Annotated in this window: 20 protein-coding genes; 9 read left to right on the forward strand and 11 right to left on the reverse strand. The window is 58.2% G+C overall.

Translation table 11 applies throughout. The annotated features are described in order from the left end of the window. Positions 1 to 10: 10 nt before the first annotated feature. The 6 genes from KUV49_RS04405 to KUV49_RS04430 form a co-directional block, all read right to left on the reverse strand. A complete protein-coding gene (locus KUV49_RS04405; RefSeq protein WP_222451790.1) occupies positions 11 to 820 on the reverse strand; it encodes a ParA family protein in 810 nt (269 codons plus the stop codon). Then, positions 813 to 1424, reverse strand: a complete 612-nt coding sequence (gene rsmG, locus KUV49_RS04410) for a 16S rRNA (guanine(527)-N(7))-methyltransferase RsmG (RefSeq protein ID WP_222451791.1) — start codon at positions 1422 to 1424, stop codon at positions 813 to 815. Before rsmG ends, KUV49_RS04405 begins: the two co-directional genes overlap by 8 nt. Continuing rightward, a complete protein-coding gene (gene mnmG / locus KUV49_RS04415; RefSeq protein WP_222451792.1) occupies positions 1421 to 3283 on the reverse strand; it encodes a tRNA uridine-5-carboxymethylaminomethyl(34) synthesis enzyme MnmG in 1863 nt (620 codons plus the stop codon). Before mnmG ends, rsmG begins: the two co-directional genes overlap by 4 nt. A gap of 13 nt (positions 3284 to 3296) precedes the next feature. After that, a complete protein-coding gene (gene mnmE / locus KUV49_RS04420) occupies positions 3297 to 4583 on the reverse strand; it encodes a tRNA uridine-5-carboxymethylaminomethyl(34) synthesis GTPase MnmE (RefSeq protein ID WP_222451793.1) in 1287 nt (428 codons plus the stop codon). Positions 4584 to 4605: 22 nt separating this feature from the next. Then, entirely contained in the window at positions 4606 to 5877 is a 1272-nt protein-coding gene (gene rho, locus KUV49_RS04425) for a transcription termination factor Rho (protein WP_152494251.1), read from the reverse strand. 124 nt (positions 5878 to 6001) lie between these two features. Further along, positions 6002 to 6451 carry a CopD family protein gene (locus KUV49_RS04430; RefSeq protein WP_222451794.1) on the reverse strand — a complete coding sequence of 150 codons (450 nt, stop codon included), beginning with the start codon at positions 6449 to 6451 and terminating at the stop codon, positions 6002 to 6004. A 418-nt stretch (positions 6452 to 6869) separates the two neighbouring features. On the opposite strand from KUV49_RS04430, the gene KUV49_RS04435 reads away from it, so the two are divergent. From KUV49_RS04435 to dnaQ, 4 genes are read left to right on the forward strand one after another with little or no spacing between them, the layout of a single operon-like run. After that, entirely contained in the window at positions 6870 to 7469 is a 600-nt protein-coding gene (locus KUV49_RS04435; RefSeq protein WP_222452073.1) for a Maf family protein, read from the forward strand. Further along, on the forward strand, positions 7466 to 8299 hold the full coding sequence (locus KUV49_RS04440; protein WP_152497000.1) for a shikimate dehydrogenase: 834 nt from the start codon (positions 7466 to 7468) through the stop codon (positions 8297 to 8299). The genes KUV49_RS04435 and KUV49_RS04440 overlap by 4 nt, the downstream gene beginning before the upstream one ends. Next, positions 8296 to 8889, forward strand: a complete 594-nt coding sequence (coaE, locus tag KUV49_RS04445; protein ID WP_222451795.1) for a dephospho-CoA kinase — start codon at positions 8296 to 8298, stop codon at positions 8887 to 8889. Before KUV49_RS04440 ends, coaE begins: the two co-directional genes overlap by 4 nt. Then, the gene (dnaQ, locus tag KUV49_RS04450) at positions 8882 to 9577 is read left to right on the forward strand and encodes a DNA polymerase III subunit epsilon (RefSeq protein ID WP_222451796.1); all 696 of its coding nucleotides are present in this window, start codon (positions 8882 to 8884) and stop codon (positions 9575 to 9577) included. The genes coaE and dnaQ overlap by 8 nt, the downstream gene beginning before the upstream one ends. 10 nt (positions 9578 to 9587) lie before the next feature. On the opposite strand, the gene secB is transcribed toward dnaQ, so the two are convergent. Then, positions 9588 to 10103, reverse strand: a complete 516-nt coding sequence (gene secB, locus KUV49_RS04455; RefSeq protein WP_222451797.1) for a protein-export chaperone SecB — start codon at positions 10101 to 10103, stop codon at positions 9588 to 9590. Positions 10104 to 10190: 87 nt separating this feature from the next. Next, complete coding sequence (locus KUV49_RS04460; RefSeq protein ID WP_222451798.1) at positions 10191 to 10688, reverse strand: FxsA family protein; 498 nt, start codon at positions 10686 to 10688, stop codon at positions 10191 to 10193. Between the two features lie 112 nt (positions 10689 to 10800). Here KUV49_RS04460 and KUV49_RS04465 point away from each other — a divergent pair, with 112 nt between their 5' ends. From KUV49_RS04465 to KUV49_RS04475, 3 genes are read left to right on the forward strand one after another with little or no spacing between them, the layout of a single operon-like run. After that, the gene (locus tag KUV49_RS04465) at positions 10801 to 11463 is read left to right on the forward strand and encodes a Tim44/TimA family putative adaptor protein (protein WP_222451799.1); all 663 of its coding nucleotides are present in this window, start codon (positions 10801 to 10803) and stop codon (positions 11461 to 11463) included. Continuing rightward, the gene (locus KUV49_RS04470) at positions 11460 to 12497 is read left to right on the forward strand and encodes a murein transglycosylase A (protein WP_222451800.1); all 1038 of its coding nucleotides are present in this window, start codon (positions 11460 to 11462) and stop codon (positions 12495 to 12497) included. The genes KUV49_RS04465 and KUV49_RS04470 overlap by 4 nt, the downstream gene beginning before the upstream one ends. A gap of 11 nt (positions 12498 to 12508) precedes the next feature. Continuing rightward, positions 12509 to 13084, forward strand: a complete 576-nt coding sequence (locus KUV49_RS04475) for a Smr/MutS family protein (protein ID WP_315899544.1) — start codon at positions 12509 to 12511, stop codon at positions 13082 to 13084. Here the strand turns inward: KUV49_RS04475 and KUV49_RS04480 are convergent. Next, on the reverse strand, positions 13067 to 14290 hold the full coding sequence (locus KUV49_RS04480; RefSeq protein WP_222451802.1) for an MFS transporter: 1224 nt from the start codon (positions 14288 to 14290) through the stop codon (positions 13067 to 13069). The genes KUV49_RS04475 and KUV49_RS04480 overlap by 18 nt on opposite strands. Before the next feature lie 304 nt (positions 14291 to 14594). On the opposite strand from KUV49_RS04480, the gene KUV49_RS04485 reads away from it, so the two are divergent. Next, positions 14595 to 15926 (forward strand): AAA family ATPase, encoded by a 1332-nt coding sequence (locus KUV49_RS04485; RefSeq protein WP_222451803.1) that lies wholly within the window; start codon positions 14595 to 14597, stop codon positions 15924 to 15926. After that, a complete protein-coding gene (locus KUV49_RS04490; RefSeq protein ID WP_222451804.1) occupies positions 15927 to 16802 on the forward strand; it encodes a DUF4435 domain-containing protein in 876 nt (291 codons plus the stop codon). A gap of 3 nt (positions 16803 to 16805) precedes the next feature. On the opposite strand, the gene hslU is transcribed toward KUV49_RS04490, so the two are convergent. Together hslU and KUV49_RS04500 are read right to left on the reverse strand one after the other, a co-directional pair. Further along, positions 16806 to 18116: an ATP-dependent protease ATPase subunit HslU gene (gene hslU / locus KUV49_RS04495; protein WP_222451805.1), complete on the reverse strand. Its 1311-nt coding sequence runs from the start codon at positions 18114 to 18116 to the stop codon at positions 16806 to 16808. Positions 18117 to 18178: 62 nt separating this feature from the next. Continuing rightward, positions 18179 to 19258 (reverse strand): hypothetical protein, encoded by a 1080-nt coding sequence (locus KUV49_RS04500; protein WP_261391419.1) that lies wholly within the window; start codon positions 19256 to 19258, stop codon positions 18179 to 18181. Positions 19259 to 19344: the final 86 nt, after the last annotated feature.

Consider the following 19344-nt stretch of genomic DNA (forward strand, 5'->3'; position numbering starts at 1 on the left):
GCTGTCCTCCCTACGCTGCCTGGCGCTTGTTGTTATTCACCAATTCCCGCGCCAAGGCGCGATAGGCCTCGGCACCTTTCGACGACGGGTCGTAGGTCAAGACGGGAACAGAGAAAGACGGCGCCTCGCTCACCCGTACGTTCCGGGGAATTTTTGTCTGGAACACCAGCGGCCCGAGATTCTCGCGCGCATCCTGTTCGACCTGGGCGGACAGGTTGTTTCGACCATCGTACATCGTCAGCACAACACCTTCGATCCTCAGATCCTTGTTGGCGGATTGCCGGACCTCGCGCACGGTCAGCATGAGTTGCGACAGGCCTTCGAGGGCGAAAAACTCCGACTGTAACGGAACGAGAACTGAATGTGCCGCGACCATGGCATTGACCGTCAAAAGGTTTAGCGACGGCGGGCAATCAATCAGTATGTAGTCAAAACCAAAATCGTCCATTGCGGGCTGGCGCAGGGCGTCATGCAACAGGAAGCTGCGCTTCTCATTTGAAATCAGCTCCATGTCCGCCGAACTCAGATCGACGGTTGCGGGCACGATACTCAGGTTGCGCTGAGGCGTCTCCTGGATCACGCGCGAGAGCTCGATTTCCTCGAGCAAAAGCTCATAGGCGGTATACTCGCGCGCATCTGGTTCAATCCCCAAGCCGGTTGAGGCGTTGCCCTGCGGGTCAAGGTCAACGATCAGAACCTTGAAGTTTTCCTCGGCCAATGCCGCCGCGAGGTTGATAGCCGTCGTCGTCTTTCCGACGCCCCCCTTCTGGTTGGCAATCGCAATAATCTTCGGGTTTGAAGAGCGCGTGAGTTCAAGCACGGCGTACTCCTGAAATGCGCAGAATGACGGATTGGTCGCTTGTTACACTTTTAACAACCTGATAATTGAAACGCCACTTCGATTGCGCCTCAACAAGCTCCGATTGCCAATTTTTTCCCTTCGGGAACAGCATCACGCCATTTTTCGCAAGATGATCATGAGACAGGAAAAAAAGCTTCGAAAGGTTTGCCAACGCCCGCGCAGATATGACATCGGCGCACAAGGGCGGTATTTCCTCCACTCTCTCGCACACAACCTTGGTGTTAATGGAGGTCTCCCGAACAACGTTCCGCAGGAACGCCGATTTTCGAGCGTCGCTCTCTGCCAGCATCACGGACATATCCGGCCGCAGCTCATGGGACAGAATCGCGATCACCAACCCCGGAAATCCGCCGCCAGCCCCGAAATCAGCCCACGTCTTCGCATGATCAGGCGCCAGCTGGAAAAGCTGGGCGGAATCAAGGAAATGACGGTTCCAAATTTCCTCTAGCGTTGACTTTGCGACCAGGTTTACGCGAGGATTCCACTTCCTGACGAGGTCAGCATACCTCTCCAGGCGCTCGAATGTTTCACGTGAAACATCGACGCCGAGATTGAAACTCATGCGGACTTCACGCGTTTCATCTGCCGCAAGCGCGCCAGAATGATTGTCAGTGCGGCCGGCGTCATTCCATCAATACGGCCCGCCTGCGCAAGGTTTGCAGGTTTCGCGGATACCAGCTTGGCCTTCACCTCATTCGACAAGCCCTGGATCGAGCCAAAGTCGAAATCAGGTGGGATAACTTGCTTTTCATCTTTCTTGATGGCCTCGATGTCCCGGTTTTGCCGCTCGATATAGTTTGCGTACAGCGCATCTCTTTCCAGCTGCCGTCTGGTTTCCTGATCAATATCCGACAAGGACGAATCCAGCGCCAAGAGGTCTTCGAAACATATGTCGGGAAAGGACAGCAGAGCATACCCGCTGCGTTTGGTCCCATCCTCATTGACCTTCAGCCCGGCCTGGTTCAGCTGCCGCGGCGTATACAGAATGTCCCAAATCCGTGCTTTTCCGTCCGACAGCCGCGCCATCTTGTGCTCGAACGCCTCCCGCCTTTCCGCACTGACGCAGCCAAGCTCCACACCTATCGGCGTCAGGCGCTGGTCGGCATTATCCGCGCGCAGGGAAAGTCTGAATTCCGCCCGCGAGGTAAACATCCTGTAAGGTTCCGACACGCCGCGCGTGACCAGATCGTCTATCATCACACCGATATAGCTTTCGGCACGACTGAAAATCACCGGATCTCTTTTCAAAGCAGAGAGCGCTGCGTTCAGACCTGCCACGACGCCTTGTGCTGCAGCTTCCTCGTATCCAGTGGTGCCGTTTATCTGGCCCGCCAGGAAAAGGCCGGGCACCGAGCGCACCGCCAATGTCGCGTCCAGCGCTCTTGGATCAACGAAGTCGTACTCTATCGCATAGCCCGGCTGCAGAATCTTTGCGTTCTCCAGCCCCTTGATCGAATGAACGTACTCTTCCTGGATCTCTTCGGGCAAAGATGTCGAAATCCCGTTTGGATAAATCACGTCATCCGAAAGGCTTTCAGGTTCCAGAAATATCTGGTGAGACGGCTTGTCCGCAAAGCGCACGACCTTGTCCTCGATAGACGGACAATAGCGCGGCCCGACACCGCCGATATGCCCCCCATACATCGCAGAACGATGAAGGTTTTTCTGAATGATCTCGTGCGTTTTGGTGTTGGTATGGGTGATCCCGCAGGCCACTTGCCGCGCGGAGGGACGTTTCGACATGAAGGAAAAGAGAACCGGCTCGTCGTCGGCCGCCTGCATATCCAGCCCTGCCCAGTCGATGGTCTTTCCATCAAGACGCGGCGGCGTTCCCGTTTTCAGACGCCCGAGGGGTAAACCGAATGTATCTATCCGCTCCGCCAGACGAACCGACGGATTGTCGCCCATTCTTCCGCCGGGCCTGGACACGTCCCCGATATGAATCATGCCCCGCAAAAACGTTCCGGTGGTAAGAACAACAGCCCGCGCAGAAATCTCGCTGCCATCCGCGAGCACGATCCCGGATACCTTCTGATCTGTCATCATGAAGTCGGCCGCCTCACCCTCGATCACCGACAAATTCGGCTGGGACGCGACTTCCGCCTGCATCTCCTCGCGATAGATCTTCCGGTCTGCCTGTGTGCGCGGCCCCTGCACCGCAGGCCCTTTGCGGCGGTTCAAAAGGCGAAACTGTATGCCCGCCTTGTCCGCGACGCGCCCCATGACCCCGTCCAGCGCGTCGATTTCGCGAACGAGATGGCCTTTCCCCAGGCCGCCGATCGCGGGGTTGCATGACATGACCCCGATCGATGATCGGGTCAAAGTAATCAGCGCGGTTTTTGCACCAAGGCGAGCAGATGCATGGGCGGCATCGGTTCCGGCATGGCCGCCCCCTATGACAATCACATCAAAATGTTTCACGTGAAACACTCCACTACTTCCCCAGACAAAAGCTCAAGAATATCTCGTCAAGAACGGCTTCGACATCCACACGTCCTACCAGAGAATCAAGACGGCGCACAGCACTCCGCAACTCTTCTGCGGCCAGGTCCGTTTGTTCGCTGCCAAGTCCCAGATGCGCCATCGCTCTGGCAAGGCTTTCACTGCCGGATATCAAGGCTTCCCTGTGCCGCATCCGCGTTGCGATCCCCGCGTTCGCAGCCCGAGAGGAAAGAACATGCGACACCCCGTCGATCAAGGCAGGAACGCCATGACCCGTAATGCCTGAAATCGAATTCCCAGGGCATCCGTGAAGATCAGCCTTTCCGATCAAGACCACGTCTTCGGCGGCCGGTTCCATTGCAGGCTCCTGACCCGGTTCCACGAGGAAAACCCGAAGGTCGGCTGCCTCTGCTCGCTTCATGGCGCGGTCCACGCCGATGGATTCGACCTTGTCCTCGGTAGCGCGCAATCCCGCGGTATCAAGCAATGTCACGGGCAGACCGTTCAGATCCATCCGCACCTCGATGACATCCCGTGTTGTCCCGGCAACCTCGGACGTGATTGCCGCATCCCGCCCGGCAAGCGCATTCAGCAACGTGGACTTGCCAACATTCGGTGCGCCGACAATCGCGACCTCGAACCCTTCACGGATACGCTCCGCGGTTCCGACGCCAGAGGCCTCTCTGTCCAATTCGGCGCGCACACTTTCAAGTAGGCTCAACACTTCCGGTGACACATCTTCCGGCACGTCTTCGTCCGCGAAATCTATTGTCGCTTCCAGGAGTGCCGCGGCACGGATCAATTTTTCACGCCACTCTTCCGCCCGTGCGCCCAACTGTCCGGACAAAACGCGCACGGCCTGCCTGCGTTGCGCCTCCGTTTCCGCGTCGATCAGGTCCGCCAGGCCTTCCACCTGTGCGAGGTCCAGGGTTTCATTCTCCAATGCGCGTCGCGTGAACTCGCCTGGTTCGGCTGGTCGCAACCCGTCTTGACCGCCCAGCGCATCTAGGATTGCCGAAACCACCGCCCGCGATCCGTGGCAATGGATTTCAACCGTCGCCTCTCCGGTAAAGCTGTGGCCAGCCTCGAAGGTCAGTACCAGGGCTGTGTCCAACATCGAACCATCTGGAGCCTTGATGTTCCGCAGGCCTGACTGCCGCGGCCGAGGCAAACCGTCAACCAGGGACCCGACGGCCTGAAACGCTCCGGCGCCGGAAACGCGGATAATCGCGACGCCAGCTTTGCCTGGCGCGGTCGAAAGAGCAAAGATTGTGTCCATGGGTCCTCTGACCGGGCTCACATCAGGTGTTCATGGAATCGAAGAAATCCGAATTCGTCTTCGTCTGCTTCAGTTTTCCAAGAAGGAATTCGATCGCGTCCGTGGTCCCCATCGGGTTCAGGATACGACGCAGGACATACGTCTTCTGCAGATCGACCTTGTCTATCAACAGGTCTTCTTTCCGGGTGCCCGATTTCAGAATGTCGATTGCCGGGAATACGCGCTTGTCGGCGATCTTGCGATCCAACACCAGCTCCGAGTTACCTGTGCCTTTGAATTCTTCAAAGATCACCTCGTCCATCCGGCTGCCGGTATCGATCAGCGCGGTAGAAATGATGGTCAGCGATCCACCTTCTTCGATATTCCGGGCTGCGCCGAAGAACCGCTTGGGCCGTTGCAAGGCATTCGCGTCCACACCACCCGTCAGGACCTTGCCCGATGACGGCACGACCGTGTTATAAGCCCTACCAAGTCTTGTTATTGAATCGAGCAAAATAACAACATCTCGTTTATGTTCGACCAAACGCTTTGCCTTTTCGATGACCATCTCGGCAACCGCGACGTGCCGGCCGGCGGGCTCATCGAATGTCGAGCTGATGACCTCGCCTTTGACCGACCGCTGCATGTCGGTCACCTCTTCGGGCCGTTCGTCGATCAGCAGGACGATCAGATAGCATTCGGGATGGTTCCGCTCGATGCTAGAGGCAATGTTCTGCAGGATCACCGTCTTACCCGTACGCGGCGGCGCCACGATCAGAGACCGCTGGCCTTTGCCAATGGGCGCCACCAGGTCGATCACCCGGGCCGATTTGTCCTTGATCGTGGGATCGTCGATCTCCATCTGCAACCGTTCGTCGGGATAGAGCGGCGTCAGGTTGTCGAAGGCGATCTTGTGCTTGGCGTTCTCGGGGTCCGCAAAGTTGATCTGCGTCACCGACGTCAGGACGAAATACCGCTCGTTCTCCTCCGGTGCCTTGATCTCACCCTCGATCGTGTCGCCGGTGCGCAGCGAATGTTTCCTGATCGTGTCCGGCGATACATAGATGTCGTCCGGTCCGGGAAGATAGTTGGCCTCGGAGGACCGAAGAAACCCGAACCCGTCCTGCAGCACCTCGAGAGTGCCATCGCCGTAAACCGTCCAGCCTTCATCCGCCCGCTCCCGGAGGATCTGAAACATCATCTCCCCCTTGCGCATGGTGGACGCGTTTTCAATCTCCAGCTCTTCCGCCATCGAAAGCAGATCCTTGGCGGATTGCTTCTTGAGATCGGACAGGTTGAGGCGTTCGTCAGACATGGAAGTATCCCTAAGAAATCGGCGCGAGATCCTCGCGCGGTTTCTTCATTCTGTAGTGAAAATCGGCACGCCCGGACGGGCACCGTTCACAGCTACCTAAGAGCAGTCGTGCGCCGAGTCAATCTCAGAACTTCACGACGACGGACAGAACGATCACGACCATCAACAGCGTCGGCACTTCGTTCATCATGCGGTACTGCCGGCCCGTCAGAGTATTGTCGCGAGCCACAAAGGCCTTGCGGCGACCCGCCAACCACATGTGGAACCACGTCATGGCAAGGATGCCGGCCAGCTTCAGGTAAGGCCATATCGCGCCCCAGTCCACGATCCCGGGCGTGGCGACAAGGCATAAACCGGCAACCCAAGCCACGATCATCGCCGGGTTCATGATCACCCGCAGCAACTTGAGCTCCATCGTCTGGAACACCTCGTCGCGGCTGTCTCCCGGCGTCGATTGCTCTGCGTGATAGACGAAAAGCCTTGGCAGGTAGAACAGGCCGGCCATCCAGGAGATCACGGCCATGATATGCAGCGACTTCATCCAGGGATAAAGTGAGGCCAGAAGGTCGGTCATGTTTTCCCCGCGTTCCCTGCCCCTCCCTTAAATAATAAATATAGAAAGAAAAAGGATGATGATTTTGTAGGGGTCTGTCCAAGCTGGGGATTATGAATCTGTCCACCGAATTCCCCACACTGCCAGCGGATGTGGATAAATGTGTTGAATACATCTGCCTGCACTATGCTGATGTGTGTCAAGTATTTGAAAATAAGCGATAGTTCAGTTTTACAGATCCGGTAAACCCCGTGGATGAAATGACCCGGTATCGGGTCCGAACGCCGTTTTCCCGGTGTCGAAGTTTTCCTTGTCCCCACGTGCAAAGAAACCCTGAAGACGCACGAAAACACAGACTTTGTTCCTCAGCCCCTCTAATGTTGGAAACTTCGCCATTCTGTCCTTAAAAAACCAGTGAGATATGCAACAGGTTATCCACATGCCACGCAGGATCATTCTGGCCTCCGGATCGGCCATCCGAAAAACTCTGCTTCAGAATGCGGGTGTCTCATTCGATGTCGTGCCCGCGCGTGTCGACGAATCCGCAATGCGTGACGGTCTGATTGCCGAAGGTGCATCGCCTCGCGATATCGCAGATGCCCTGGCAGAGCTCAAAGCCGCCAAGCAAAGCGCCAAACACGCCGACGCACTGGTCATAGGATGCGACCAGGTCCTGAGTTTCGAGCGGCAGATCCTGTCCAAACCCGACACCCCCGAGCAAGCGCTGGAACAGCTCCGCGCAATGCGTGGCAAGCGACACGAGCTTTTGTCCGCGTCAGTCGTCTGCGATGACTCCCGGCCGGTGTGGCGCCATGTCGGTGTTGTCAGGATGATGATGCGAGACGTATCCGACAGCTATCTCGAGGGCTATGTCGAAAGAAACTGGGATAGCATCCGGCATTCTGTGGGTGCATACAAACTGGAAGAAGAAGGGGTTCGACTTTTCAGCCAGGTTCACGGAGACTACTTTCACGTGCTCGGTTTGCCCTTGCTTGAACTTCTGTCGTACCTCAGCCTGCGAGGAGAGCTTGAGACATGACTGAAAACCGGATTCCACTGGCAGGTGTGATCGGCTCCCCGGTGGCGCATTCGAAATCCCCGCAGATACATTCGCATTGGCTCAAGACCCACGGTATTGCAGGTCACTACATTCCGATCGACGTTTCCACCGATGATCTCGAGAATGTCCTGCGCACCTTGCCCAAGATGGGGTTTGTCGGGGTCAACATCACGGTACCGCACAAGGAAAAGGTGCTGGAGATCGCGGACCTCATCACCGATCGGGCGACCCTGATCGGGGCGGCGAACACGCTGATCTTTCGCAAGGACGGGAAGATTCATGCCGACAACACCGACGGTGTCGGCTTCATCCAGAACCTGCGCCAGAACGCGCCGGGCTGGGACCCCAAGGCGGGGCCCGCGGCGCTGCTGGGGGCTGGTGGTGCCGCGCGGGCGGTGATCTCGGCCTTGCTGGAGGTCGGTGTTCCGCAAATCATGATCGCCAACCGTACAAGGGTCCGGGCCGACGCGCTCAAGACGGAATTCGGCAAGCGCATCGTGGTGATCGACTGGGTTCAGGCCGGCAACATGATGGAAGATGCGGCGACGGTCGTGAACACCACGTCGCTGGGCATGATCGGCAAACCACCCTTGCGCGTGCCGCTGGACGGGTTGCACAAGGGCGCCATGGTGACCGATCTTGTCTATGCTCCGCTCAAGACCCGGCTGCTGGCCGAAGCGGAAAAACTGGGCTGCCAGACGGTCGACGGGCTTGGCATGTTGCTGCACCAGGCGGTGCCGGCTTTCGAACGCTGGTTCGGTGTCCGTCCCGAGGTTGACAGCGCGACGCGCGCAGCCGCCCTCCGATGACGTTCAAGCTTGGCCTCACCGGCTCGATCGGGATGGGCAAATCGACCACGGCCCGTATGTTCGCCGACGAAGGCTGCGCCCTCTGGGATGCCGATGCTGCGGTTCATCGCCTGTATTCGCCCAACGGCGATGCGGTCGCGCCGATTGCATCGGTTTTTCCCTCTGCGGTCGTCGACGGTGCCGTCTCACGCGAGCGATTGAAAACCATCATCGGGCAGGACCCGAACGCCCTGACGACAATCGAAGACATCGTGCACCCGCTGGTCGCACAGGACCGTGCGGCGTTTCTCGCGAACACCGATGCCGCGATCACCGTTCTGGATATCCCGCTGCTGTTCGAAACCGGCGCGGACAGATACATGGATGCAACTGTCTGCGTGAGCGTGCCTGCCGAGATGCAAAAAGCCCGCGTCATGGCCCGCGGGACGATGAGCGAGGCCCAGTTCGATGCGATCCGAAACAAGCAGATGCCGGATGCCGATAAACGCGCGCGGGCAGATTACACGATCACTACCGACACGCTTGAACATGCGCGCCGGCAGGTTCAGGATGTTCTGAAAGATATTCGGACCAGGCTGAACCATGCGTGAAATCGTACTCGATACCGAAACCACGGGCTTTGACCCTGAACAGGGGGATCGGATTGTGGAAATCGGCGCGGTCGAGCTGTTCAATCACATGCCGACTGGCCGGACATATCACGAATACATCAATCCTGAACGGTCCATGCCGCAGGAAGCCTTCGAGGTCCACGGGCTGGGCGACGATTTCCTGCGCGACAAGCCGGTCTTCAGCAAGATCGCCCAGAGCTTTGTCGACTTCATCGGCGATGCGAAGCTGGTGATCCACAACGCCGCCTTCGACATGAAGTTTCTGAACGCGGAGCTTGGCTGGCTGAAGATGCCCAGGATCCCGTGGGAGCAGGCCGTCGATACGCTTGATATCGCCCGAAGAAAGTTTCCGGGCTCGCCCGCGTCCCTTGATGCACTTTGCCGTCGGTTCGGCATCGACAACTCGTCACGAACCTTGCACGGCGCGCTTCTGGACTCCGAGATACTGGCCGAGGTCTATCTGGAACTGATCGGCGGCCGGCAGCCCGATTTCGCTCTCGCCGGCGCATATTCGCCCGATACATCGAAAGAGACGGAAGAGACGAATTGGCATCCCGGCCCGCGGACCAAACCGCTTGCGCCAAGGCTCAGCGAAGAAGAGCGCGCCGCGCACCAGGCATTCGTGGAACACATGGGCGACGACGCGCTCTGGAAAAGGTTGAGCTAGGCGTCAGGCGTCAGGCGTCAGGCGTTGGCTTTTCTTCGGCCGCCGCCGCCTGGCGCCGCATGATTTCGTTGCGGTAAAGCTGAACGAAGTCGATGGTTTCAAGGTTCAGCGGCGGGAACCCACCGTCGCGCGTGACGTCGCTGACGATGCGGCGTGCGAACGGGAAGATCATCCGCGGACATTCGATCAGAAGGAAGGGATGCATCTGGTCATCGGGCACGTTCTCGATATGGAACACGCCGATATATTCCAGCTCCATCAGGAACAGCGTGTCCTCTGTCCCCTTGTTCTTGGACGTGACCACCAGTTTGAGCATCACCTCGTACTGATGATCGGCAGATCTCTTCTTGGCGTCCAGATTGACGGCCACCTGCACATCGGGGTTGACGTCGCCGCCAGTCCCGCGTTGCGCCAGGGCATTTTCGAATGACAGGTCCCGAATGAACTGGGTCAGAACGTTCATCCTCGGACCTGCCTGCGTTGCTTGAGCGTCCGACTTGGCGGCGCCGTTTTCCTGTTCGGCCATCTGCTGTCTCCTGGCGGATAAATTATTCGTCGGAAGGCTTAGCAGGATGCCGATGCCGCCTCAATGCCCTGTCTTGGTGCTCTCAGATCAATGCCTGGTCCAGCCAGAGCCGTCATGGTTGGGCTTCTTCGGGGGGTCGACCTCTTCATACTGGCCTTCGATCACGTCCGGGCGGTGTCGTGGTCGCGGCTCTTGCCTCATGTCGCGCGGACCATCCGGGCCCATCTCGAAGCGCTGCACCTTGATCCGCTTTCGCAGGAACTGGAACAAGGACTTGCGGATCGGCGGGGCGAGCAAGGAAAAGCCGACGGCATCGGTAAAGAAACCCGGGGTCAGCAGCAGCGCACCGGCAATCAGGATCATGGCCCCATGCGCCAAGGGTTCGGTCGGATCGTCCAGCTTCTGAAAAGACGAGCGCAACTGTCCGATCGCTATCGCGCCCTGCGTCCTGACAAGCCATGTTCCCAGAACTGCGGTTATGACGACGATCGCCAGGGTCGGCCACAGTCCGATCAGGCCACCGACCTGGATGAACAGCGCGATTTCGATCAGTGGCACCGCGAGAAAGGCTACAAACAGCCACATGAAAACGATCCTCCTTGCTTTGAAAGGCGGGTATGGTGGACTCGCCCGGATCAACACCCTACATAAGAACCGAACCGGGAGGTTTCCATCCTGGGCACGTTGAGAGGTATGAATGAATTCGCCCCTACTCCAATTGCTTGTCCTGGCGGGCATTGCCATCTTCCTTATTCTTCGGCTGAAAAGCGTTCTGGGGACCCGCGATGGGTATGAGCCGTCGCAACAGTCACGGCCGTCGACCCCCGCGCCGTCTCGTCGACAGGATTTCGAGGTGATCGACGGTGGTCCGGATTTCGACATCACGGATCATGTGGCAGAAGGCTCGGATAGCGCCAAGGCGCTCGCCGACATGAAGCGCGCGGACAGCAGCTTTGCGGTTGGCGAGTTCTTGCAAGGCGCGAAACAGGCCTATGAATGGATCCTCATGGCGTTCGAGCGTGGCCAGATGGAGGAAATCAAACCCTTCCTCGATGAAGACGTGTACGAGGCCTTCAAAAGTGTCGTGAACTCGCGCGCCCAGCAAGGCCTGACCGTAGAGGCGGAATTCATCGGCGTTCGCGAGACGACCCTCACCGAAGCAAGGTTCGACAACGCCACCAATTCTGCCGAGATCACGGTGCGGTTCATCGGCGAGCTAGTTTCTGTCGTGCGCGACCAGAACGGCGAGATTGTCGAGGGTGAGCCCGGCAAATCCAAAAAGCAGAAGGACAGCTGGACCTTCGAACGTGTCATGGGGTCCGACGACCCGAACTGGCGGCTTGTTGCCACAGGCGAATGATCGGACGGGCGGCGGCAGCGTTCTCACTTTTCCTGACCGTGGCGACCGCCGTCGCGGCCCAGGACGTGACACATACCGTTCTCGACTTCGAAGACCTCAGCGGTTGGGCCGAGGACGACCACGACAAGGCGCTCGAGGCATTTCTGCTTACCTGTCCGGACCTTGAAGACCCGGACTGGCGAGCGCTTTGCGGTCTCGCGCAGCAACAGCCTGACGCGACCGATTTTTTCCGGCTGTTCTTTCGCCCGGTATTGATCGAGGACGGCAGGAAGGCCCTGTTCACCGGGTACTTCGAGCCGGAACTCAGCGGCTCACTGTCGGCCAGTGCGCGCTATCGCTACCCTCTCTACCGGAAACCTCCAGAGGCGGCGGGTGAATTGCCCTGGCTGACACGCCGGGAGATCGAGGCCGGGGTCGCCATGCAGGGGCGCGGGCTGGAAATCGTCTGGGTCGACGATCCGGTCGAAAAGTTCTTTCTCCAGATCCAGGGCTCCGGTCGCGTGACCTTGCCGGACGGGCGGAAAATCCGAGTCGGTTACGGCGGTGCCAACGGACACGAGTACCGTTCGGTCGGCGCGGAACTGGTTCGCCGCGGAATATACCAGGCGCATCAGGTGTCCGCCCAGGTCATCAAGAACTGGGTGCGCCGCAACCCGGTGGCCGGCAAGGAACTGCTCTGGCACAACCCGTCTTACGTGTTCTTTCGCCGGATCGATTCCGTGCCCGCCCACATGGGTCCGCTCGGGGCGATGAACCGCTCGGTGACAGCGGGACGCACGATTGCGGTCGATCCGGCCTATGTTCCTCTCGGTGCGCCGGTCTGGATAGAGAAAGAGGGCGCAGATCCCATCCGCCGCCTCATGATTGCACAGGATACCGGCTCTGCCATCAAGGGGGCGCAAAGAGCGGATATTTTCATCGGCACCGGAGACGCCGCCGGTCGCATCGCCGGACGCTTGCGCGACCCGGGCCGGATGGTCGTTCTCTTGCCGATCCAGCGCGCCTACGCCACCGCGACGGAGCCGAACCTTTGAGCCGGAGACGGGTGACACCCGAAGAATTGAAGCTTTGGCAGCAGGTGGCGAAGACAACCGACCGGCTTAATCCGAAAACCGGAAAGGAAGGGCCAAGGCTCCTGGAGAGGCCGTCGAAGCCACCGTCTGACGCGCCGCAACCCGCGCTTCCCGATTTCAGGGTGGGACAAAACGCCAACCGCTCGGGCCACAAGCACGACACCTTGCCGGGCCTGTCCGAGCGCCTTGCGCGACAGCCGTTGCAGATGGACAAGCGCACGAACACGCGGCTCAAGCGTGGCAAGGTCGAGCCGGAAGCCCGGATCGATCTGCACGGCATGACCCTGGCCCGGGCGCAACCTGCCCTGACAGGCTTCATTCTCCGGGCGCAGGCGCAGGGGAAACGGTTGGTTCTGGTGATCACCGGCAAGGGAAAGAACACCGATACCGGCGGACCGATACCCACCAGAAATGGTGTGCTGCGCCACGCGGTACCGCAATGGCTGGGCATGGCGCCGTTGTCGGGGCTGGTGCTGCAGATCACCCAGGCGCATGGGCGGCATGGCGGTGGCGGTGCGTACTACGTGTATCTACGCCGCAATCGGTAGCAGGGGTTTGGCCCTTGTGATGCCGATGGTCATCATCAGCGTGGTGAACACGAAATAGCCCGCGACAATCAGGTACTGGCGTTCCAATCCCAGGCCCAGATCGATGCCCATGCCGGTCAGGCCGGGGCCGATGGCGGAGCCGAAGACCATGACGGCGGCGGCCATGGCCTTGATCGAGCCGAGGCGGGCGGTGCCGTAGAATTCGGCCCAGAAGGCGTTGGGCAGCGTGGTGTTGGCACCCGTCGTGAGGCCGAGGAAGAAGAGGCCGGCGAGCAGGGTCAAGGTGTTGTCGGATATGGCAAAAATCCCGAAGGCGGCGACCATGGGAAGCTGGAAGAACGGGATCAGCCTGGCGGTGCCGAAGCGGTCCAGGGCCCAGCCGGAAAGGATCATCGAGACGATGCCGACGGCGGTGTAGAACGGGTAGAGGGCGACCAGCTGGACGTGGGGGATGCCCTTCAGATCGGCGAAGTGAACCTGGTGGAAAAAGAAGGCGGTGTTGAAGGCTGCAGGGCCCAAAAGGGCCGGGACCATGAACCAGAAAAGCCAATGAAATAAGGCCTGATTGCGGGTCCAGTGGCGAGACTCCATGCCCAGCGACTGGTCGGTTTCGGCCAACATTTGCGGGGTGCGTTCGAGGCGGAGGAGGCGGTAGATGATCGGAACGCCGCAGAGGGCGATGAGAGCGGACGCGATCCAGAGCATGTGCCAGTCGTAGACGGCCAGAAGTGCAACGAAAACAAGGGGTAACAAGGCCTCGCCCAGGGCGAAGCCGAGGGTGGCGATGGACAGGGCCTTGCCCCTTGTGGCGATGAACCAGCGGGACATGGCGACGACGGCGAGGTGGCTGGTCATGCCCTGGCCGGTGAAACGCAGGGCAAAAACAACCGCGATCAACCCCCACCAGACCGGGTTGAACGCCATGGAGAGGCAGGCAAAAGCGAGTAATATCAGTATGATAGGGGCCAGCGTGCGGACGCGAAAAAAATCCGTGAGGCCGCCGGCCCAGACCATGACCAGGGCGGAGGCGGTGGTGCCGAGCGTGTAGATCCCGCCCCATTGCCCGTGGCTGAGTTCGAACGCGGCCCGAATCTCGCCCGCGAAGAGCGAGATAAAAAACGTTTGTCCAAAAGAACTTAGGAAGGTCAGCAGCATACCCGCCGACAGGAAGGGGAGGTTGTCACGGAGAAAATCGAGGAGCCGCATGACCCCCTTCGTGGCCCGAAACCCGGATGAAGAAAAGCGAATTCAAAGGGGTGCGATCTGATTCGTTAACGCCCCCCGGACAGGCCAGAACGGAACGTCGGTATCGCGTCGGTATCTGGGTGGTATGTCGGCGGTGCGGTTTTCTGGGCTGGAGGGTTAAGACGGAGCCCGATTGTTAAAGTTATTGTCGGCAATACTTTGAAACGCCCTTGAAATCCTTCTTGGGATCGATGGTAATGGAATAAACGGTTAGACTGGGGCGGTTGTATTGAATAATAAATTAACACAATTTATTCGCGAACCAATGATAATCGGCTTCTACGTGAAAGGTCTTTTCGGCCTATACTCTTACGATGTGTCACTTCCGGACATCTCTGATGAACGCGCTGAACGATTGATACTCATCTACGGCGACAATGGTTCAGGCAAGACAACAATTGTCAATTTGATCTACCACCTGCTCTCCAGGTCGGATTCGCGTGGTCACAGGACATTCATCGCGAAGACCCAATTCACAGAGTTTGGAATCCGTTTCTCAGACGGTCGACATCTAGTAGCGACCAAAAGAGATGAGCGAGGTGTAGGTGCTTACACGCTACAGCTTAGAACGCGCGAAAAAATTCTTCGGGAAGTGTTCGTCGACTCGAAGTTCCGCGAGGGTAATTACAAAGTAACCAATGACGATGTGGATGATGGAAGGTTGAATGAACTTTTCGATGAACTTTTCCAAACCAAGCTCAACTGTTTTCATATGTCAGACAACAGAGAATTTCAGAGTGATTACCTCTCTCGAGCTGAAGATGAGGTACGCTTGCGAAGACGTTATCGAGAGAAACTATATTACGACACTATTCATATAAACCTTTCTGAAGAGCGCGACGTTGATGAGCCCACCCGTCAGCTAAGGCAATCTGTATCACGTGCGGAAAGCTGGATCAAAGATCAGACGCTTGAAGCCAGAAGTGCCAATGATGCATCTATCTCGGATATATATAGAGATTTGATTACTCGACTGGGAACCTACGGCACGAAAACTCATAGTCCAAGCCTAGAAATTCGTGAGAGCTTGATTGCGCGTTCGAAGGCATTGGCCAAGTCGACGAAGACCCTTTCAACAGTGGGAATGGCAAACGATGTACCAGTCGAAGGCTATGAAGATGCAATTTCTAAAGCCGAAGACGCCAACCTTCCACTTATCTCGCAAATCCTGACACCTTACTTTGACAGCGTAGAAGCGCGAGTAGAAGGTCTAAAAGGCATCGCAAGCAGGTTGAACATGTTCGTTTCAATCATCAATAACTTCTACAAAAACAAATCGTTACATATCGATGCTGTGGACGGTGTAACTGTCATTGCGAGCGATGAAGAACCAATCGCTGTTGATGTTTTATCGTCCGGGGAAAAACATCTGCTGATGCTGATGTGTAATATTCTAGTCGGGACTAGCCAGCGCAGTTTGTTTTTAGTCGATGAGCCAGAATTATCACTCAACATCAAATGGCAACGCTCATTGGTAAATGCTCTACTCGATCTTTCCTCTGGTAGCCCGGTTCAGTTCTTTATGGCGACGCATTCAATAGAATTACTCGCGGAACATAGGAACTCTACTTTAAGATTAACCAATGTCGCCGATTAGATGTACAGGAAAAAGATTGTCGAGCTAATAGCTCTGTATGAGTTAGAGCCAGAATTACGGCACTTGTGGGTAGAAGGTCCATCTGACCGTGTAGTCTTTCAATGGTATTTGTCCGAACGAAAGCATCCCAATGTGGGAGTTCAAACCGTAGACGAAGTCGAAGTGCCTATCGAAGTACTTCAGAAATATGGTTTAACTTCCAGCAACAAAAACAGAGCAATCGCTCTCGGTTTAGAAATCGAGTCTGCGCTGATTGGGCACGAAAGTTTCGCAACGGTGCTGGTCGTTGCTGACAGAGATTATGACGATTACCTAGGTCGTATACTTGAAGGAAAGAATATAAAACTTACAGATTTTACTTCTGTCGAAATGTATCTGTACGATGAGCAAATTTTATCAAAGTTTGTCCGAATGATGACAGCGACACCAGACAGATCTTTGGAAGATCTTATGGCAAGCCTAACGATCATTGGTAGCGACGTCTTCGCGGTTCGTACCGCAAATGAAATGCTTGGTTGGGGAATGAAAATCGCAGATCCCACGCGGGTGATTTCAATTGAAGATGATGGAATTGCACGGCTCAACCTAGATGAATTGGTTAATCGAACCGTCCGCTTAAACGCGCGGTATGGCGATTTTGATGAATTTATGGAGACAGTACAGGTCTGCCGAAGTGAACAGCCTGACGAGCCACGATCTAAGATTCGAGGCCATGACTTCATAGACATTCTTCATTGTTCGTTGAGAAGCGATATTCGGCCGAGAAATGCGGGAAGGAGCGCTGATTTAGTCCTGAGTCACTTGCTGATGGCAGCTGATGCATCAAAGTTATCGGAATACGATCTATTTATTCGCATAGACGACGTGTTCAGCTGATACTCACAAAACATACCTGCTCAAATCCGTCGACTTCATCAGCTCGCCCAGGTTGGCGTCCACGAAGGCTTCGTCCACGACGACCCTCTCCCCGGCGCGATCCGGCGCGGTGAAGCTGAGTTCCTCGAACACGCGTTCCATCACGGTATAGAGCCTGCGCGCGCCGATATTCTCGATGGTCTGGTTGACCTCCGCCGCGATGCGGGCGAGGGCCTTGATGCCGTCCTCGGTGAATTCGACGTTGACCTCCTCGGTCCCCATGAGGGCGGAGTACTGGCGGGTCAGGGCGTTGTCCGTCTCGGTCAGGATGCGCACGAAATCTTCCTCGGTCAGGGCGCGCAGTTCGACCCGGATGGGCAGGCGGCCCTGAAGTTCGGGCAGAAGGTCCGAGGGCTTGGCGATGTGAAAGGCGCCGCTGGCGATGAAGAGGATGTGGTCGGTCTTGACCGGGCCATGCTTGGTCGAGACGGTCGTGCCCTCGATCAGGGGCAGCAGGTCGCGCTGCACCCCCTCGCGCGAGACGTCGCCGCCGCGGGCCTCTTGCCGGGCGCAGACCTTGTCGATCTCATCAAGGAAGACGATGCCGTTCTGCTCGACCGCTTCCAGCGCGGTGCGGTTGACGGTTTCGTCGTCCAGCAGCTTGTCGGCTTCCTCGGAAATCAGGATGTCGTAGCTTTCGCGGACGGTCATCTTCTTGCGGGTGGTGCGGCCGCCGAAGGCCTTGCCGAAGATGTCGCCGAGATTCATCATGCCCATCTGGCCGCCGCCGGGCTGGCCGGGGATGTCCATCATGCCAAGGGGGTTGGAGGTGTCGGCGACGTCAAGCTCGATCTCGGTGTCGTCGAGCAGGCCATCCTTGAGCTTCTTGCGGAACATCTCGCGCGTGGACTCGCGGGCATCCTCGCCGGCGATGGCGGCGATGACGCGATCCTCGGCCTGCTGGTGGGCGCGGGATTTGACGTCTTCGCGCATGAAGTCGCGGGTCTGGGCGATGGAGCTGTCGACGAGGTCGCGGATGATCTGTTCGACATCGCGGCCGACATAGCCGACCTCGGTGAACTTGGTCGCCTCGACCTTGATGAAGGGGGCGCGGGCGAGTTTCGCCAGGCGGCGGGAGATTTCGGTTTTGCCCACGCCGGTGGGGCCGATCATGAGGATGTTCTTGGGATAGACCTCTTCGCGCAGGTCGTCGGAGAGCTGCTTGCGGCGCCAGCGGTTGCGCAGGGCGACGGCGGTGGCGCGCTTGGCGTCCTTCTGGCCGATGATGTAGCGGTCGAGTTCCGAGACGATTTCGCGCGGGGTGAGGTCGGTCATGGGGCGTCCTGTGGTTGCGTTACGGGGAACGTAAGCATGGGGGGGCGAAACGCAAGGTGCGGTTATTCGGAGGTTGCGGTGACGTCGTCGTAGGGGGGCAGGCGGGTCTTGCCGGGGAAGTTCGGCAGGGTGCGCATGAGGGCGACGCGCAGGTGGGTCCAGAAGGTGCCGAGGCCGGTGATCAGCGAGCCAAGGAGCAGCATCAGGATGGGGATCGTGATGTCCATGGAGCCTTCCCCGAGCAGCCAGAAGATGAGCGCGGCGAGGTAGCCAAGGCCGGCGGTCAGGAAGGAGCGGCGGTCGATGATCAGGGCGAAGGCGGTAATGATCACAAGGCCGATCAGCGTCAGGACGACGCCAAGCTCGCCGGGGATGTTGTAGGCGGTCATCATCACGGTGTTCACCAGCGCGGGCGCGGCCAGCAGGTGCAGCCAGAAGGCCGAGCGGGCGCGGCGGCCGATACGGTGCGGGTCCTGCATGTCGAACCAGAGGCCGGCGATGAAGGCGAGAATGCCGAAGATCAGCGTGCCGATGGCCAGGGACCCGCCCTGGCGCAGGTCGAAGAGGCCCCGGACACTGCCGGTGATCAGCGTGTCGACGGGGCTTGTTTCGGTGGTGATCGCGTAGATCACCATGAAGCCGTAAAGCCCGACAAGCAGCATCGAGAAGGGCACGCGGAAGCGGCGGTAATGCAGCAGGATCGAGGCCATGCCACCGAGGCCCAGCAGGATCGCACCCAGCGTGGCGGATCCGACGCCGATCATGTCGAGAAGAAACCCGATCAGCCCGCCCGCGCCGGTGGCGTAGGTGCAGACCAGCACGATGGAGGGCAGACTCATCCGGCGTTTCAGCGTGAAGTAATGCGCCGCGAACCAGCCGACGGCCATGAGCGCCGCCATGACGAACACCACCCCGCCCGCGGCGAAGGCGAAGGTCACAGCGCCGGAGGTCAGCAGGATCAGGCCCAGCGAGATGAAGATCTCGGCAAAGCCCGAAAAGAGCTCGAACGGTTCGTCCTCGTTCGCGCGGCGGGCGATGCGGCCGGCGCGTTCGTGCGACAGGGCGCTGAGACGCGCAGCCTGGGCCTCGTCGATGATGCCGGCGGCGGTGGCGGCGCGCAGGTCGTCCTGGGTCAGGGTCATGGAAAGTCCTCTGGTCGTCTTCGCGCCAGCACTAATGGACCGTCTGGACGAAAGAAAGACCGCATTCCGACCCGCCCTGGCTGACG

Origin of the sequence: Roseovarius atlanticus (genome assembly GCF_019802205.1) — a bacterium.
Lineage (GTDB): Bacteria > Pseudomonadota > Alphaproteobacteria > Rhodobacterales > Rhodobacteraceae > Roseovarius > Roseovarius atlanticus_A.